This window comes from Ureibacillus sp. FSL W7-1570 (genome assembly GCF_038593265.1).
In the GTDB taxonomy this organism is placed as follows: Bacteria; Bacillota; Bacilli; order Bacillales_A; family Planococcaceae; genus Ureibacillus; species Ureibacillus suwonensis.
The window spans coordinates 500,730-517,729 of the sequence record NZ_CP151979.1; the positions used below are offsets into that span (position 1 = coordinate 500,730).

Sequence of the window (17,000 nt, forward strand, 5' to 3'; positions counted from 1 at the left end):
GGTGATCTGTTTGGATGTAGAGTCTGTCGTTGAGACAAAATCCAACCAGCTTTTGTTGAAGGCTTTGCATTTTGGAGCCAGCGACATTTATATTGAACCGGCTCCAAACCAATACATCATTCATTTTCGGAAATATGGAAAGCTGTTCCCTGCAGGCCATTACCCCATCCATTTAGGTGAACGAATCATCTCCTATTTCAAATTCAAATCTTCTTTGGATATCAGTGAAAAAAGAAAACCCCAAAGCGGTTCCTTTGAAGAATCGTTGAGTGACCATTTGTATGCCTTTCGGGTATCCACTTTGCCTTCCGTTTATAAAAGAGAAAGCCTCGTGATTCGATTATTTCTTCAAAATGCCTCATATCCCATTTCTTCTTTATGTTATTTTCGCCATTCAGCAGAAAACTTATTACGATTGGTTTCAAATCATCAAGGGCTGATTTTGTTTTGCGGGGCGACCGGAACCGGCAAAACGACCACTCTGTATTCTTTGGCCAAATATTGCAGCGAAACATTGGGCAGGCATGTGATTTCGCTGGAAGATCCGGTGGAAAACAGCCAGTCCCATATGCTTCAAATTCAGGTGAATGAACGGGCGGGAATTACCTATGCCAGCGGATTGAAAGCGATTCTGCGGCATTCCCCCGATGTGATCCTGATAGGTGAAATCAGGGATGAAGAGACCGCTCAAATTGCCGTCCGCGCCTCATTGTCGGGTCATTTGGTGTTGTCCACCATCCATGCAAAAGATACGGTGAATTGCATCTACCGGCTACGGGATTTGAATGTTTCTTTGGAAGAAATTCGGCAAGCCGTGATAGCGATTATTGCGCAATGTTTAATACCAACTCAAGATAGCGATGGCCGAAAAGCCATATATGAAATTTTGGCCGGTGATTTTTTAAATGAAGCGATTAAAGCCGCCATGGAGGGAAAGGAGTACCGATTGCCTGTTGAACAAACGCTGGAGTATCAAATTACGTGGATTGATTCAGGAGAACACCATGCTACATCAAATAGGTAAAAGTGTCGATTTCCCTTTTTTCAAAAACAGGAAGGACAAAGTGCGCAACGTTCCATCCCTTTTAAAACGGATTGGGACATTAATGAAAGAAGGGTACACCTTTTCGGATGCTTTGTTCATGCTGCTTCCGTATCACGTGGATGATCCGGAAAAATGGAATGGCATGATGCAGCAACAATTCAACAGTGGTTCACGGGTTTCGGATATATTGAAATATTTTCCCATCCCCAAACATTTTCTGCTATTAACAAATATTGCGGAAGAGAAAGGGGAGTTGGCGGAATCGTTGCACCACATCAGCGGACAAATGGAATTTCAGCGGGAGATGGCAAGAAAAGTGGCCAAGCTGTTGGCATATCCGGTTTTTTTGATAACGATATTGGCAATCGTTTTTGTTATATTTCGGAACTATTTTTTGCCGAATATGCAACAAATTGCAACGTCCACCAATTCAGCGGGGATTGCCAGCCTAAAATTGGCCATGGTATTGCTTCATTTTCCGGATTTTCTGATTGCGGCCACAGTTGTCGGCGTGGTGTCAACAATTGGCATGATTCACTATATACGTAAACGTGATATTGCAGAGCAGTTGAACATGCTGCTTAAAATCCCTGTTGTCAATTATGTTTATAAATTGCATTTGACAAGACAATTTTCCCATTTGCTTGGAAGTTTATTGTTATCCGGTATTTCTCTTCAACATGCATTGTCGATCCTGGAAGAACAAGAAATGAGCCGGCATGTGTCTTATGTCGCCGCATTATTGAAACATAGGGTTATTTTCGGCGATTCATTGGGGGAAGCGGTGAAAATCCTCGGATTGTTTACACCCAAGTTTGATGAATTTATAAAGCATGGTGAAAGAAGCGGCCACCTGGGACGTGAAATGCTCATTTTCAGCGAATTGCTTGATGGGAAAATCCAATCGATGCTCAAAACTTGCATGGCAACCATTCAGCCGCTTTTCTTCATACTGATTGCCCTTTGCATTGTTGCGGCTTATATCAGCATGCTGCTTCCGGTATACGACCTGGTGGAAATCATGTGAAAGGGGTGCTGGAATGAAAAATCAGAAAGGTTTCACATTGATCGAGATGCTGATCGTGCTGTTTATCATTTCCATCCTGATTTTGATCACTGTTCCAAACATCATGAAACACATGAATACGATTGATGACAAAGGTTGCAAGGCGTACGTGCAGATGGTGCAGGGCCAGGTGGAATCTTACCGAATGGAACACAAAACCATTCCCACATTGGACGATTTGGTAGAAAAAGAATATTTGAAAGAAGGGATGGAGAAATGTCCAAATGGAATGGATATTGAAATTCAATCGGACGGAACGGTTAATGTGGCCAAAAATTGACGGGGAAGAATGGGAATGAAAGATGAGAAAGGCTTTACTTTGCTGGAAATGCTGTTAGTGTTGATGATTGTGTCATTGATTGGCATGATCGGTGTGACAATCCCGGTCAAAATGACGGAAAAAATGATTGTGGAACAGTTCTTCCACCAATTGAAACTGGACATCCAAATGGCTCAAATGTGGGCGCTCGAAAATGAGAAGGGCTGTTATGTTTCTTTTTCATCCTCGAACAGTTACCGGATATATCATCAAATGAATGACGTCCTCATCGAGAGAAAAATTCCGGATATGATTTCGATTAATGATTTCAGCAATTTGTCCACTCTATCCATCAATACAAAGGGCGGGGTAAAAAACTTCGGGACGATCACTTTTCAGACCCCGTACGGAGAAAAAAGCATCATCATCAACATCGATAAAGGAAGAATCCGTTATGTGGAATGAAAAAGGGGCCTCCCTGATTGAATCGCTGTTTGTCATCAGCATCCTCTTTGTTTTGATGGGTTTTCTTCCTTTTGTATATCAGCTCCAACATTCCCTTTACAATAAGACCCTGGAATTGCACGCTTCCGAAGTGGCTTATGAGGGAGTGCGTATTGCAAAGACAACCGGGATTAGTGAAGGGACAAAATGGATTGATCATGCGGAATTTCGTTGGACTTTCCAAAAAGATACGATTTGTGTTCATTTCACCAATCTGGATAAGGAACGATTGAAATGCATCGATGCCAATGGAGAGTACGAAACAATAGAAACGGCTTTACACTGATTGAGGCGCTTTTTCATCTGCTGACTTTCACCCTGCTCGCCCAGCTCATATTGGCCATATATTTATTGATACAACAATGGAACGATACCTTTCTTGCGGACGAACAGATAAAATGGGAAATTTTTATACAGGATTTTCAACAATATTTGATTGATATCGAGGATGTTTATTGGATGGCAAATTCTTTATACATAGTCGAATCACCATCGAAAACCCTCAAAATTAACAAGATTTCAGATGTCATCCGGCTGCAAGTAAACGGGCAGGGATATGTGCCGTTGCTCATTGGAATTCAAAATGCCGAGTTTGTCATCTCGGACAACCTGTTGACAGTGAAAGTCAGGTTTTTGAATGGAATAGAGAAGGAGAGAACGTTATTTGTCCAATATAAAAAATGAAAAAGGAGTTATGTATCCCATCGCCATCCTGCTGCTATTTTTTGTAATGTCTTTTGTAATGTTTTACAGCACATCCTATTTAACGCAATTTTCAATCATTAATTCATTGGAAAACGTCAATGTTCGTGCTACGATTAACTTATTGAATCGATAACTGGGAGTTTTGTGTAGAAAGGTGTCAAAAATGAGAAAAATATATTTGGTAGGATTCATGGGATGCGGAAAGAGTGCAATTGGACGCCAATTAAGCTATGTATTGCGGATGCCCTTTTATGATATGGATAAAGAGATTGTAAGGCAACAGGGGATGCCGATTCCTGAAATTTTTGAAAAATACGGAGAGGAGCATTTTCGGAATCTCGAAACGGAATTTTTGAGAAATTTCCGGGATGAAGCTTGTATTATTGCCACTGGCGGCGGGGTTGCGATGAGACCGGAAAACCGGGAAATCATGAGAAGGACAGGCCTCGTTTTCTTTCTGGATGCTCCTTTTGAAGATATTTACAACCGGATCAAAAATGATAAAAATCGCCCGATCGCCCAACGTTCGACAAAAAAAGAGCTGGAACGACTATTTTATTACAGAAGAAAATTTTATAAAAGAGCAGCCCATATCCGCGTCTTTACGCATAATCGAACAATCCGTCAAGTGGTAAATTACATGGCATTCCAAGTGAACCGTTTGAAAGGCGAATGAACATAAATTATATTTGAAAAATGTTCGCTTTTTATACAGGATTTTAAAAAAATGTTGCCTTACATCCTGTTCAATGTTAGGATATTGGCAAAGATATAATGATTGTTCAACTTGATAATGGCGGATGATTGTGCGGGGAGAGAACGTGTTTACGTCGCCGAAGGAGCAAGTAGGGGAACTATGAATCTCTCAGGCAAAAAGACTCGTACGGGACGCAACTCTGGAGAGCGCTGATTTTTCAGCCACCCAAGGGGAAAGCCTGCTTTTACAGTAGGTGTAACTTTCAGGTGAAAGGACAGAGAATTCCTAAAACAAGGGGATTTTCTGTCCTTTTTTACCTATATTAATTAATGAGCTTTTAAAGAGGATCCAGTAAAGGGAGGTTTCTTGATGGGAGAATTAAAAAGAACACCATTATTTGACGAGTATGCCAAATATGGTGCGAAAACCATTGACTTTGGAGGATGGGAACTGCCTGTCCAATTTTCATCGATCAAAGAAGAACATGAAGCTGTAAGAAAACGAGCAGGACTATTTGACGTATCCCATATGGGAGAAATCATTGTCGAAGGGAAAGATGCGCTCGGGTTCCTGCAAAAAATATTATCCAATGACATCTCAAAAATTCCTGTAGGTGGCGCACAATACAATGTAATGTGCTATGAAAATGGCGGGGTTGTTGATGATTTAATCGTATACAACCTTGGAAATGATCAGTATCTGCTTGTAGTGAATGCTGCGAATATTGAGAAAGATTTTGAATGGCTGAAAAAGCATGCCCAAGGCGAAGTGGATATTACAAACAAATCCGATGAATATGCCATGATTGCTCTTCAAGGGCCGCTTTCAGAAAAAATATTGCAAACATTGACGGAGGAAGAGTTGAAAGAAATAAAACCATTCCATTTCAAAGCTTCCGCAACGGTTGGCGGCTATCCGGTATTGCTTTCCCGCAGCGGTTATACAGGAGAAGACGGGTTTGAACTATATGGGGAGCCGAAAGCGATTGTGGCACTGTGGCATAAAATTTTAGGGGCCGGAAAAGAGGATGGACTCATTCCGTGTGGTCTTGGCGCCCGTGACACATTGCGCTTTGAAGCATGTCTGCCGCTTTATGGGCAAGAATTATCTGAATCCATCTCACCTCTTGAAGCAGGTATCGGATTTGCGGTGAAACTTCAAAAAGAGTCGGATTTTATCGGCAAGGAAGCGCTAATCAAACAAAAGGAACAAGGGCTTTCAAGAAAACTTGTCGGCATTGAAATGATTGAAAAAGGTATTCCTCGCCATGGCTATAAAGTCTTTAAAGGTGACGCAGAAATCGGCGTTGTAACAACCGGAACACAAGTACCTTCCACAAAACGGAATTTGGGATTAGCCCTGTTGGATAGCCAATATGCTGATTTGGGCACAGAAGTGGATGTGGAAATCCGGAATAAGAAGGTAAAAGCGCAAGTGGTGCCGAAACCTTTTTATAAACGGGAAAAATAATTAATGGAGGTCAAAAAATGAAGCATCGATATCTTCCAATGACGGAACAGGACAAACAGGAAATGCTCGCTACCATTGGAGTGGAAAGCATTGACGATTTATTTGCGGACATTCCAGAAGAGGTGCGTTTTAAAGGGCTTTACAATATTAAAGAGGCAGTATCTGAATCTGAATTATTGAAAGAACTGAAAGCATTAGCAGATAAAAATACGAATACGGAATCAGCTGTTTCATTTTTGGGCGCAGGTGTATACAATCACTATAAACCTGCCATTGTTGATCATGTCATTTCCCGTTCGGAATTCTATACCGCTTATACGCCATATCAACCGGAAATTTCACAAGGGGAATTACAGGCAATTTTTGAATTCCAGACAATGATTGCGGAATTGACGGGAATGGATTTGGCCAACTCGTCCATGTATGATGGGGGAACGGCTCTTGCAGAGGCGGGAATGCTTGCCGCCGGTTCCACTAGACGGAAAAAACTTTTAGTGTCTGAAGCTATTCATCCGGAATACCGTGAAGTCGTGAAAACTTATGCCTATGGCCAATCCATTGAAGTGGTGACAGTGCCAACCAAGGATGGCGTCACAGATATTGAAGCGTTGAAAGAATTGATCGATGAACAAACAGCCGCGATTATGGTGCAATATCCAAACTTCTTCGGCCAAATTGAAGACATTAAAAAAATTGGCGAAATGGCCCATGAAGCGAAAGGATTATTCATTGTATCAGCCAACCCGCTGGCATTAGGCGTTTTAACACCTCCTGGAAAATTGGGTGCGGATATTACGGTTGGAGATGTGCAACCGTTCGGAATTCCTGAAAGTTTCGGAGGGCCGCATTGCGGTTATTTTGCCACAACGTCAAAATTAATGCGCAAAGTTCCTGGACGTTTGGTCGGACAAACGGTGGACCAGGACGGACGGCGCGGTTTCGTGTTGACGTTGCAAGCCCGTGAACAACATATTCGCCGGGAAAAAGCGACTTCAAATATCTGTTCCAACCAAGCCTTGCTTGCCCTTGCCGCTTCTGTTGCCATGACGGCTTTAGGCAAACGCGGCATCCAAGAGATGGCGAAGCAAAATATTGTAAAAACTCGTTATGCAAAAACGGCATTTGAGAAAGCAGGATTCACGGTTCCGTTCCAAGGGGCTCATTTTAACGAAATCGTTGTGAAAGTGAATAAGCCGGTGAGTGAGATCAATCAAAAATTATTGGAAAAAGGCATCATTGGCGGCTATGATTTGGGCCGCGACTATCCGCATCTTGAGAACCATGTACTGATTGCCGTAACAGAATTGCGTACGAAAGAAGAAATTGACCAACTCGTGCAAGAAATGGGGGCTTACAATGCATAACGAAAATCAACCGCTCATTTTTGAATTATCAAAAGAAGGCCGCATCGGTTACAGCTTGCCGGAATTGGATGTGCCCGAAGTGGAATTATCCGAATTGATTCCGCAAGAATATTTGCGTGAAGAGCCGGCCGAGCTTCCGGAAGTGTCTGAATTGGATATTATGCGCCACTACACTGCGCTGTCCCGCCGCAATCATGGTGTGGATTCCGGGTTTTATCCGCTGGGCTCATGCACAATGAAATACAATCCGAAAATAAATGAAGAAGTTGCCCGTTTCTCCGGATTTGCAAACATTCATCCATTGCAGGATGAATCTACAGTGCAAGGGGCAATGGAATTGATGTATGAACTGCAAACGGCTTTAAAAGAAATTACCGGCATGGATGAAGTGACATTGCAACCTGCTGCCGGCGCCCATGGTGAATGGACGGCGTTGATGTTGATCCGTGCCTATCATGAAGCGAATGGGGAAGGGCACCGGAACAAAGTGATTGTACCGGACTCTGCCCATGGTACGAACCCTGCCAGCGCTGCAGTTGCCGGATTCGAAATCATTACGGTGAAATCCGATGAAAACGGATTGGTCGACTTGGAAGATTTGCGCCGTGTCGTCAGGGAAGATACAGCGGCTCTCATGTTGACAAATCCGAACACGCTCGGTTTGTTTGAAGAACATATTGTCGAGATTGCCGAAATTGTTCATAGCGTCGGCGGGAAAGTATACTATGATGGAGCCAACTTGAATGCGGTTATGTCCAAAGCGCGCCCTGGCGATATGGGATTTGACTGCGTTCACTTGAACTTGCATAAAACCTTTACTGGCCCGCACGGTGGGGGAGGTCCAGGCTCCGGTCCGGTTGGCGTGAAAAAAGATCTAATCCCATTCTTGCCAAAACCGGTGCTTGTGAAAAAAGAAGATGGCACGTTCCATTTCGATTACGACCGTCCGCAATCCATCGGCCGGGTTAAACCATTCTACGGCAACTTCGGCATCAATGTGCGTGCCTATGCGTATATTCGCTCCATGGGTCCGGAAGGATTAAAATTGGTGACAGAGTATGCCGTATTAAATGCGAATTACATGATGAGAAGACTTTCGCCATATTTCGACCTGCCATATGATCGCCATTGCAAACATGAATTCGTTCTATCCGGACGCCGTCAGAAAAAACTGGGTGTCCGCACGTTGGATATTGCGAAACGTCTTCTTGATTTCGGCTACCATCCACCGACAATCTACTTCCCGTTGATTGTGGAAGAAGGAATGATGATTGAGCCGACGGAAACCGAATCAAAGGAAACGTTGGATGCTTTCTGTGATGCGCTGATTCAAATTGCAAAAGAAGCGGAGGAGAATCCTTCGATCGTTCAAGAAGCACCGCATACAACGGTTGTAAGCCGCCTGGATGAAACGCAGGCTGCAAGACATCCGGTTTTGCGTTATCAAAAGCAATAATAAAAAAATATCCATGAGGGCTTGACCTCATGGATATTTTTATTGAGAGATTTTGAAAAATAAAAATGGCAAAAAGTTATCATTAAAAATTTTTAAAAGTTAAACGAAATAGAAATTAAGTACAAAATTTTAATTTTTCGTTTTCACTTTTCCTGTCCAAGTTTTAAAACCGCCTTGAAGTTGATAAAGCTGGTTATAGCCCTTTTTCTTCAGGAAAAGCGCTGCCCGTGAACTTCTCGTCATATTTTGGCAATATAAATATACAGGAAGATCCGGACGAATTTCTTTGTAACGTTGACGCAATTGGGTGAAAGGAATGTTGCGTGCTCCCAGGATATGTCCCGATTCGAATTCCTTCGCTTCCCGAACATCAATCAGTTGGGCTTTGCGGTATCCTTTGATGAATTCCTCCTGCGTCAAATTTGTGACAGCCTTTTTCAAACGGAATGAGCTGACAACCACATAGATAATGATGACTCCTAGAATGATTGCAATTGTATATAATACTGTCGCCACTTCAAAATTTCTCCTTTCTATTTACATAGAACATTATAAATAAGAAAGTGGCATTCGTCCATTCAGTTTGATACAATGAGAAAGTTGTGAGGTGGGAAACGAATGAAAACGAAATGGTATTTTATTAATTCAGGACCATGCAGTCCGTCTTATAATATGGCATTGGACGAAGCGTTGCTTGATTTTCACAGCAAAAATGAAATCCCGCCGGTGATCCGGTTTTATCAATGGAATCCGCCGACACTTTCCATCGGTTATTTCCAAAAAGCGAAGGACATCAATTTGGAAGCGTTGGAAGAACAGAATATCGGGTTTGTCCGAAGACCGACTGGCGGACGGGCCGTATTGCACGACAGCGAATTGACGTACAGCATCATCGTGACGGAGCAATATCCGAACCTGCCTGAAACCGTAACAGAAGCTTACCGTTTTTTGAGCGAAGGTTTGTTGAAAGGGTTCCACAATTTGGGATTGGATGCTTATTTCAGCATCCCTGATACGGAAGAAAAACAAGATGCATTGAAAAAGCCGAAAAGTGCCGTTTGTTTCGATGCGCCTAGTTGGTATGAACTTGTTGTGGAAGGGAAAAAAGTCGCTGGAAGTGCGCAAACTAGACAAAAGGGCGTCGTTTTGCAGCACGGTGCAATTTTATTGGATCTCGATGAAGACAAGCTGTTGTCTCTGTTCAATTTCCCTTCCGAAGAGGCAAAAGAGCGGATGCGCAAACAATTGCCGGAAAGAGCCGTTGCAATCAACCGTTTAACAACACGGCGCATCACCATTGAGGAATGCATCCATGCCTTCAAAAAAGGTTTTGAAGAAGCTTTGCAAATAGAATTGATCCCATATGAACTGACTGAAGAACAAAAGGGATATGTGAGAAAATTGGAAGAAGAAAAGTATGCAAATGATGAATGGAATTTTAGAAAGTAATCAAAAATTATCCTTCAAAAAATGTGATTAAAATTTAATATTCCGCTACAAACATAGAAATTTCTAGGATTCATAGAAATTATTATTTGTCAACCCCTTGAATCGATTTTGGTTATGAGGTAATCTTTTCTAAGTAGCAGAACGAAACAATATATTGTATGTTCGTTTTGTTGGACATACAATATATTGTGTTTTATTGTTTTTATATAGGGTAATGATAGTTAAATTATATATGTGCTAAGGGAGGCTGGCAGATGGTAATGATAGATTCGTATACGACCATCCTCATTGATCAATTGAACAAAGATATTGAACAATTCCCGCAAGTTCACCCGATTACGCCGGACATGCATGTGACGCATAAAGGTGTTTCGAGACTTGTCATGATTGACCGATATTCCTTCAAGGATACGGAAAAAAAGACGTTAAAACCAGGCGATTTTGTTGTATTAACCATTAAGGAAGATCCAAAATTTCCAGCCCGCGGTTTAGGTTATATCCAATCAATCGATTGGAAAGAAAATAAAGCGGAAATTTTGATTGAAGAAGAGTACCGAAATGTGCTCGATGATCCGAAAGAACAAGAAACGGGCATCATTGTTCGATCCCTTGATATCATAGAAAAACCCCTTGAAATTTTTTATGAACAAATCGCGAAACGAAACGCAACCGGTTTGGCTGCCGTTGAGGAAACAGAAGAAAAACGCAGCGAATGGTTCCAAAAATTTTATGAGCAATTGGCTTCTTTAAAATTTGTGCCAGCTGGACGTGTTCTTTACGGTGCAGGATCCGGAAAACAAGTTACATATTTCAACTGCTATGTGATGCCTTTCGTTCCTGACAGCCGTGAAGGAATCAGCGAACATCGCAAAAAAGTTATGGAAATTATGAGCCGGGGCGGCGGTGTCGGTACGAACGGTTCAACACTAAGACCGCGCAACACACTTGCAAGAGGGGTTAACGGAAGATCGAGCGGTTCTGTATCATGGCTTGATGACATTGCGAAATTGACCCATCTTGTTGAACAAGGTGGATCCCGTTAAGACCATGGCGGGATTAAAATCTCGTGAATTGCTGGAACACCCTTAGAGCCTTGCACACCACAACGTAGCTGGCAACGGCAAGCGTGATGGTTTGAAAAGGGCAAGGATTGGGCAATCAGCAGCGAAGCATCTCTGGAAACGGAGATGAACGTTCAACGACTATTGAAATTTCCTACGGCACTCCATACAATAATAAAAAGTATCTAATACAAGGTGGTACTTATAACGGGTGCTATGGAAAGAGTAAACCATAATCGACGGCAACGTGGTTATGGGGCACGAGACAAAGAGGAAAAAATCATACGGCTATGCTAAAAATGTCAATGCAATAACACCAAAACAAGGTTGTTATGAATTATGCATTAGTAGTATCAAGGATCTCAAAGCAATTTATAAAAAACTTTATGAATATGGAGACCTGAAACTTTATCGCAAATATGAAGAATTTTCCTCTTTGATGATATAGTCTGATCTCATGCGAAAGCATGAGAGGATGGCAGAAATGACCATCCCCGTTCATGATGAACGAGTAACAACCAGCGTGGAGCCCAAATGATTATGCTTGCCGACTGGCATCCGGATATTGTGGAATTCATCATTTCCAAAATGCAAAATCCGCGCATTTTGCGTTATTTGATTGAAAACATGGAAGATGAATCCATCATTCGCCATGCAAAAGAAAAATTGAAATTCACGCCATTGACTCCTCTTGAAGAAGCGATGTACCAAGGAATCGTCAACTACAAAAACATCCCCGGCTTGGGAGGATTCAGCGAGGCGGTCATCAAAGAAGCGGAAGCGAAATTGCGCGATGGCGGAACATACAGCGTACACAATCCGGACTTCTTAACAGGAGCGAACATCTCCGTCACAATTACCAATGATTTTATGGAAGCGGTGGAAAAAGACGAAGAATATCCGCTTCGATTCCCGGATGTGGAAACATATACGCCGGAAGAAATGGCCATCTACAATGAAAAATGGCATAAAATCGGGGACGTGAGAGAGTGGGAAGCTCTCGGTTACCGGGTGCGCACTTACCGGAAAATCCGCGCGAGAGAGCTTTGGAAACTCATCAACATTTGTGCGACTTATGCAGCTGAGCCTGGCATTTTCTTCATTGATAATGCAAATGAAATGACGAATGCCCGCGCTTACGGCCAAAAAGTGGTGGCAACAAATCCATGCGGTGAACAGCCACTGGCGCCATATTCCGTATGTAACTTGGCGGCCATCAATTTGGCGAACTTTGCATTGAAAGACCAAAAAACAGTCGATTTTGAAGCGTTGAAAGAAACGGTGCGTGTCGGCGTCCGCATGCAAGACAACGTCATCGATGCAACGCCGTATTTCCTTGAAGAAAACCGCAAACAGGCTCTTGGAGAGCGACGTGTCGGTCTGGGTGTAATGGGACTCGCTGATTTGCTCATTTACTGTGAAAAAGAATACGGTTCAAAAGAAGGAAATGAGCTGGTTGATAAAGTGTTCGAAACGATTGCAACAACCGCTTATGAAACCTCCATTGAACTGGCAAAAGAACGTGGCAGCTTCCCATTCTTGGTAGGAGAGACGGAAGAAGAAACAAAACGTTTACGAGAAGCTTTCATCAATACAGGCTACATGAAACGCATGCCTGAACATATTCGTCAAGGGGTGCTCGAACACGGCATCCGCAATTCCCACCTGCTTACGGTTGCGCCAACCGGATCAACAGGTACAATGGTGGGAGTGGCAACCGGTTTGGAACCTTACTTTTCCTTCACTTACTATCGTTCCGGCCGTTTAGGAAAATTCATCGAAGTGAAGGCGGAAATCGTCCAAGAATACTTGAGAGCGCATCCTGAAGTAGATGAACACAATTTGCCGCATTGGTTTGTGACGGCAATGGATTTGACACCGGAAGCTCACGCGGATGTGCAATGCATCATCCAACGTTGGGTGGATTCGTCCATCTCCAAAACGGTGAACGCGCCAAAAGGATATACGGTGGAACAAGTGCAAAAAGTGTACGAACGCCTATACAAAGGTGGAGCCAAAGGCGGAACGGTTTACGTGGATGGCAGCCGTGATTCCCAAGTATTGACATTAAAAGCGGAAATGACGCATGAAGAACAGTTAACATTTGAGGAATTGGAAGACGAAAAAATTGAAAAACCGGTTGTGCTAGTTGAAACGATTGCGCCGCTTCAACAAACAAATGTGAATATCGGTTCGGAAGTGGGCGATACATGCCCTGTCTGCCGTCAAGGTACGGTGGAAGAAATTGGTGGATGCAACACATGTACCGTTTGTGGCGCCCAATTGAAATGTGGATTGTAATAACTTGAATCATTAGAAAAAACTCCAAGATATAAATCCCCCTTTAGATTTCAATGGTCTAAAGGGGGATTTTTATGTTTAAAAAACAAAAGCAAAGATGCAACTCCTTATAGAGAGGATTTGCGATTAAACTTTAATGATTCCGGAATAGGAGAGATGGTGGTGTTGAATTCAGAAATCAAAAATGACAATAAAATATTCCCAAAATGAAACTTTGGTACGTTTTAATCGTAAAAATTGATCATGGAAATAGATGACAATAATCAGTGAATCCGGAGGGGATGTTGTGAAAAAAATTTTATTTGTTGTTTTAGGAATAATGGCCGTTTTAACCTTATTGTGGTTATTAACAACTCCTATATAAAAAGGCAGGAAGAGAACTTCTTTCTGCTTTTTTTATTGAAAACTTCTCCAATCATCACGACTTGGTCCGGTTTTGTAATAGCTTTTACCTGGTTTATCGTTTGCAGGAATCCAAGTGTACTGATTGAGTATATTTTTCTTCCTTATCCTCCAATTATTTGCTGATCATAAGGGGTTTTTCGGCAAAAATTTTTTTAAAAAAGTTTTTAATTTTTTCATATCATTTTATTTCCACAAAAAGTTTATTTGTGATAAAACTAGTTTACAAGGGAGGAAATAATATGAAAGATTATAAAGAAATCGAACGGCAACTGCTCACCTTTTTATCGAAAGAACAAGTGACGACCAATGAAACGGTTCGGCAACTCCATGGTCAAGATGAGTCTTACCACACCCCGGCTTTGCCTGACATTGTAGTGTTTCCTCATACGACGGAAGAAGTGAGCAAAATTTTAAAAATCGCCAATGCATACGAGGTGCCTGTGACACCTTTTGGGGCAGGTTCCAGTTTGGAAGGACATGTGATTCCGTATGAAGGCGGCATTTCCATCGACTTCAATGAAATGAACCAAATACTTGAAATCGATCCGGAGAGCTTCATTGTCCGGGTGCAACCAGGTGTTCGGCGTTTGCAATTGAATAAGGAATTGAAAAAGTACGGTTTATTTTTCTCCGTGGATCCGGGTGCGGATGCAACATTGGGCGGAATGGCCGCAACGAATGCCAGCGGAACAACGGCCGTAAAATACGGGGTCATGCGTGATCAAGTCTTGGATTTGGAAGTGGTGCTGGCAAACGGCGACATCATCCACACAGGCAGCAAAGCGAGAAAATCCTCTTCCGGCTTACATTTGAATGGTCTCTTTGTGGGCTCGGAAGGAACTTTGGGTTGCATTACGGAACTTACATTAAAAGTGTACGGCATCCCTGAGTTTGAAGTGGCTGGCCGGGCGGTGTTCAAATCCACTCATGAAGCGGTGCAAGCAGTGACAGCTCTCAAACAGGCAGGCATTCCAATTGGACGGGTGGAATTCGTCGATGCGGAATCCATCCAAGTGGTGAATAAACACAGCGAAACCAATTATGTAGAAGCGCCGACTCTATTTTTAGAGTTCCAAGGTAATGAAGCGGGCCTTCAAAGCGATATCGAATTTGCCAAAGAAGTGTTGAAAGAATATGACTGCGAAGAGATTCAATTTGAAAAGGATACGGCGGCACGGAACACGTTGTGGCATGCACGGCATAATTTGGCTTATGCTTACAAACATGCCTTTCCTGGCCGCAAGCTCATGACGACGGACGTTTGCGTGCCGATCAATGAACTCGCAAACAGCATCGATTACGCCCGTTCTTTATTAAAAGAGTTGAACATTCACGGCGGTTTATTGGGCCATGTGGGCGATGGCAACTATCATGCATGCATTATGATTGATCTTGATGATGAAGAAGAAGTAGCCCGGGCGAAACAATTCAATGAATTGATTGTAACGGATGCCATCAAACGCGGCGGTACATGCACGGGGGAACATGGTGTTGGGGTTGGCAAAAAAATTTATCAGGAGATGGAACATAAAAATGCGTTGCAAGTGATGCGCGCGATCAAACAGGCGCTCGATCCGAAAGGCATTTTGAATCCAGGAAAACTTTTATAAAGTTTTTCATCTGATAAGCAGCAAATCACTTGATATATTAAAAGGCTTAGAAGCGGAGGAATTTCAGCTTCTAAGCCTTTTTTATCAATCATGATGCAACTGCATCGCGATTTCCGGATTTTTTTCAATTTCGTGGAGTTTTTTGAATGAAGCGATGGATACTTCCACCATTTCATCTTCCGGTTCTTTCGTCGTCAATAACTGCAACCATAATCCAGGGTAGCCCAAATAGCGCAATACCGGAATTTCCCTTAAAGAATTCGTAAATTGCAATACTTCATAAGAAACGCCCAAAACGACAGGGATCAACAAGATTCGGATGACCACCCGGAACCATAATGGGTCGACAGGGAAGAACAAATAAATGAACATCCCGATAATGACCGTAAATAAAATGAAGCTGGAGCCGCAACGGTAATGCAGTCTAGATTGTTTTTGGACGTTTTCAACCGTCAATTCAAGCCCGTTTTCATAACAATTGATGACTTTGTGTTCCGCTCCATGGTATTGGAACACCCGGCGAATAATCGGCGTTAATGAGATCAAATATAAATAAAGGAGAAGCAAAACGAGTTTAATGCCCGTTTCCAAAAAGATTTGCGGATATTTTCCCGAAATCCATGGCGAAAACAATTCAGCCAGAAATACTGGAACTAATGTAAAAACAAATTTGCCGAATAAAAATGAGAGAACTCCGACAATGGCTACGCCAAAAATCATTTCCAGTTTTGAAAATTCCTGGCCTTCCTGCTCTTCCCCCGGTTCCACATCATAACGGTCACTGGAGAATTGCAAATGTTTCGAACCGATTCCTGCCGATTCAATGATGGCGATATTCCCCCGAATTAACGGGATTTTTTTCAATTTTTGCATCCAAGGTTTTGACACTTTTTTCGCATAATAATATTCAATGGATTGATCGTTCCGGCGAATGGCGGAAACGGTATGTTCTTTTCCCCCGAACATGACACCCTCCAAGAGTGCTTGTCCTCCATAAACAGGTGTTTGATTGCTCAATGCTGACACCACTCTCTAACAATATTTCTTCTACTAACTTTTTTATTGTACTAAATTTTCAGCAAATGTACTACGGTTACGCATATGTTAATTTCATATTGGCAAAAATGTATAAAAAAAGGAGTGGATAACGTGCTGTTTTTAGCATTCATTACAAGTTTATTCGGATCGATCTTTCTGACATTGAGTTTAAAGATGTTATCCTTATTCAAATTCATTGAATGGAACCCGATCGGTTTTTCGAAAAAGTATCAACTTTTTGAAGAAAGCCACCCGTTCATCAGCTGGCTTTTTCTGGCGGTGGTTATTTTCGTCGTCAATTTCATCCTGTATTTGATTATGCAATATGTTCATAATGTGCCACCGTTTATCACTTCCCTTGTCATTGGCAGCCTTTTTGCCATCATTGTGGAATGGATCATATACGATTTGCCGGCTGAATTATATTCGTTTAAAAAATTGTCCATTCCTTTCATTGTAATGGTCGTAATGACAGCAAGGTTTTTATTTGAAACAGCTTCTTTCCACCATCAAGCCCAATTGGAACGAAATAGGTTGCCGTACAAGGAGTCTATGATAAAATAAAAGTGG

Annotated in this window: 15 protein-coding genes, 2 pseudogenes and 1 riboswitch; of the genes and pseudogenes, 15 read left to right on the forward strand and 2 right to left on the reverse strand. The window is 42.3% G+C overall.

Annotated features, from left to right (window positions below):
* Position 1: 1 nt before the first annotated feature.
* From comGA to gcvPB, 10 genes are all read left to right on the forward strand, one after another.
* The gene (gene comGA, locus NST13_RS02505; RefSeq protein ID WP_342581323.1) at positions 2-1,024 is read left to right on the forward strand and encodes a competence type IV pilus ATPase ComGA; all 1,023 of its coding nucleotides are present in this window, start codon (positions 2-4) and stop codon (positions 1,022-1,024) included.
* Positions 1,005-2,072, forward strand: a complete 1,068-nt coding sequence (gene comGB / locus NST13_RS02510; protein ID WP_342469565.1) for a competence type IV pilus assembly protein ComGB — start codon at positions 1,005-1,007, stop codon at positions 2,070-2,072. Before comGA ends, comGB begins: the two co-directional genes overlap by 20 nt.
* Positions 2,073-2,085: 13 nt before the next feature.
* A complete protein-coding gene (gene comGC, locus NST13_RS02515) occupies positions 2,086-2,391 on the forward strand; it encodes a competence type IV pilus major pilin ComGC (RefSeq protein ID WP_342469564.1) in 306 nt (101 codons plus the stop codon).
* Between the two features lie 15 nt (positions 2,392-2,406).
* Positions 2,407-2,835 carry a competence type IV pilus minor pilin ComGD gene (gene comGD / locus NST13_RS02520; protein ID WP_342581324.1) on the forward strand — a complete coding sequence of 143 codons (429 nt, stop codon included), beginning with the start codon at positions 2,407-2,409 and terminating at the stop codon, positions 2,833-2,835.
* A complete protein-coding gene (locus NST13_RS02525) occupies positions 2,825-3,160 on the forward strand; it encodes a hypothetical protein (RefSeq protein ID WP_342581325.1) in 336 nt (111 codons plus the stop codon). The genes comGD and NST13_RS02525 overlap by 11 nt, the downstream gene beginning before the upstream one ends.
* Positions 3,109-3,558 (forward strand): competence type IV pilus minor pilin ComGF, encoded by a 450-nt coding sequence (gene comGF, locus NST13_RS02530; RefSeq protein ID WP_342469561.1) that lies wholly within the window; start codon positions 3,109-3,111, stop codon positions 3,556-3,558. Before NST13_RS02525 ends, comGF begins: the two co-directional genes overlap by 52 nt.
* A gap of 184 nt (positions 3,559-3,742) precedes the next feature.
* Entirely contained in the window at positions 3,743-4,255 is a 513-nt protein-coding gene (locus tag NST13_RS02535; protein ID WP_342581326.1) for a shikimate kinase, read from the forward strand.
* A gap of 124 nt (positions 4,256-4,379) precedes the next feature.
* A riboswitch (glycine riboswitch) is annotated at positions 4,380-4,470 on the forward strand.
* 172 nt (positions 4,471-4,642) lie between these two features.
* Positions 4,643-5,746 (forward strand): glycine cleavage system aminomethyltransferase GcvT, encoded by a 1,104-nt coding sequence (gene gcvT / locus NST13_RS02540; protein ID WP_342581327.1) that lies wholly within the window; start codon positions 4,643-4,645, stop codon positions 5,744-5,746.
* Positions 5,747-5,763: 17 nt separating this feature from the next.
* Entirely contained in the window at positions 5,764-7,110 is a 1,347-nt protein-coding gene (gene gcvPA / locus NST13_RS02545; RefSeq protein ID WP_342469558.1) for an aminomethyl-transferring glycine dehydrogenase subunit GcvPA, read from the forward strand.
* Entirely contained in the window at positions 7,103-8,566 is a 1,464-nt protein-coding gene (gcvPB, locus tag NST13_RS02550; RefSeq protein ID WP_342469557.1) for an aminomethyl-transferring glycine dehydrogenase subunit GcvPB, read from the forward strand. Before gcvPA ends, gcvPB begins: the two co-directional genes overlap by 8 nt.
* Positions 8,567-8,695: 129 nt before the next feature.
* On the opposite strand, the gene NST13_RS02555 is transcribed toward gcvPB, so the two are convergent.
* On the reverse strand, positions 8,696-9,082 hold the full coding sequence (locus NST13_RS02555) for a rhodanese-like domain-containing protein (RefSeq protein WP_342469556.1): 387 nt from the start codon (positions 9,080-9,082) through the stop codon (positions 8,696-8,698).
* Between the two features lie 102 nt (positions 9,083-9,184).
* Here NST13_RS02555 and NST13_RS02560 point away from each other — a divergent pair, with 102 nt between their 5' ends.
* The 4 genes and pseudogenes from NST13_RS02560 to NST13_RS02575 all read left to right on the forward strand — a co-directional run bounded on the left by NST13_RS02560 (position 9,185) and on the right by NST13_RS02575 (position 15,392).
* Complete coding sequence (locus tag NST13_RS02560; RefSeq protein ID WP_342469555.1) at positions 9,185-10,015, forward strand: biotin/lipoate A/B protein ligase family protein; 831 nt, start codon at positions 9,185-9,187, stop codon at positions 10,013-10,015.
* Between the two features lie 254 nt (positions 10,016-10,269).
* Positions 10,270-11,055: pseudogene (locus tag NST13_RS02565) on the forward strand (ribonucleotide reductase N-terminal alpha domain-containing protein); the annotation flags it as partial.
* A 537-nt stretch (positions 11,056-11,592) separates the two neighbouring features.
* Positions 11,593-13,377, forward strand: a pseudogene (locus tag NST13_RS02570) (vitamin B12-dependent ribonucleotide reductase); the annotation flags it as partial.
* Between the two features lie 644 nt (positions 13,378-14,021).
* The gene (locus tag NST13_RS02575; RefSeq protein ID WP_342581328.1) at positions 14,022-15,392 is read left to right on the forward strand and encodes an FAD-linked oxidase C-terminal domain-containing protein; all 1,371 of its coding nucleotides are present in this window, start codon (positions 14,022-14,024) and stop codon (positions 15,390-15,392) included.
* Between the two features lie 84 nt (positions 15,393-15,476).
* Here the strand turns inward: NST13_RS02575 and NST13_RS02580 are convergent, their stop codons facing one another.
* Entirely contained in the window at positions 15,477-16,409 is a 933-nt protein-coding gene (locus NST13_RS02580) for a DUF1385 domain-containing protein (RefSeq protein WP_342581329.1), read from the reverse strand.
* 132 nt (positions 16,410-16,541) lie between these two features.
* On the opposite strand from NST13_RS02580, the gene NST13_RS02585 reads away from it, so the two are divergent.
* Positions 16,542-16,994, forward strand: coding sequence for a hypothetical protein (locus NST13_RS02585; protein ID WP_342469551.1), 453 nt, complete (start codon positions 16,542-16,544; stop codon positions 16,992-16,994).
* Positions 16,995-17,000 lie beyond the last annotated feature (6 nt).

Excerpts from the sequence above, each read along its gene's own strand:
- gcvPB (WP_342469557.1), top strand. The coding sequence starts at position 7,103 with ATGCATAACGAAAATCAACCGCTCATTTTTGAATTATCAAAAGAAGGC.
- comGF (WP_342469561.1), top strand. The coding sequence starts at position 3,109 with ATGCATCGATGCCAATGGAGAGTACGAAACAATAGAAACGGCTTTACA.
- gcvPA (WP_342469558.1), top strand. The coding sequence starts at position 5,764 with ATGAAGCATCGATATCTTCCAATGACGGAACAGGACAAACAGGAAATG.
- NST13_RS02575 (WP_342581328.1), top strand. The coding sequence starts at position 14,022 with ATGAAAGATTATAAAGAAATCGAACGGCAACTGCTCACCTTTTTATCG.
- NST13_RS02535 (WP_342581326.1), top strand. The coding sequence starts at position 3,743 with ATGAGAAAAATATATTTGGTAGGATTCATGGGATGCGGAAAGAGTGCA.
- comGC (WP_342469564.1), top strand. The coding sequence starts at position 2,086 with ATGAAAAATCAGAAAGGTTTCACATTGATCGAGATGCTGATCGTGCTG.
- comGD (WP_342581324.1), top strand. The coding sequence starts at position 2,407 with ATGAAAGATGAGAAAGGCTTTACTTTGCTGGAAATGCTGTTAGTGTTG.
- comGB (WP_342469565.1), top strand. The coding sequence starts at position 1,005 with ATGCTACATCAAATAGGTAAAAGTGTCGATTTCCCTTTTTTCAAAAAC.
- NST13_RS02560 (WP_342469555.1), top strand. The coding sequence starts at position 9,185 with ATGAAAACGAAATGGTATTTTATTAATTCAGGACCATGCAGTCCGTCT.
- NST13_RS02525 (WP_342581325.1), top strand. The coding sequence starts at position 2,825 with ATGTGGAATGAAAAAGGGGCCTCCCTGATTGAATCGCTGTTTGTCATC.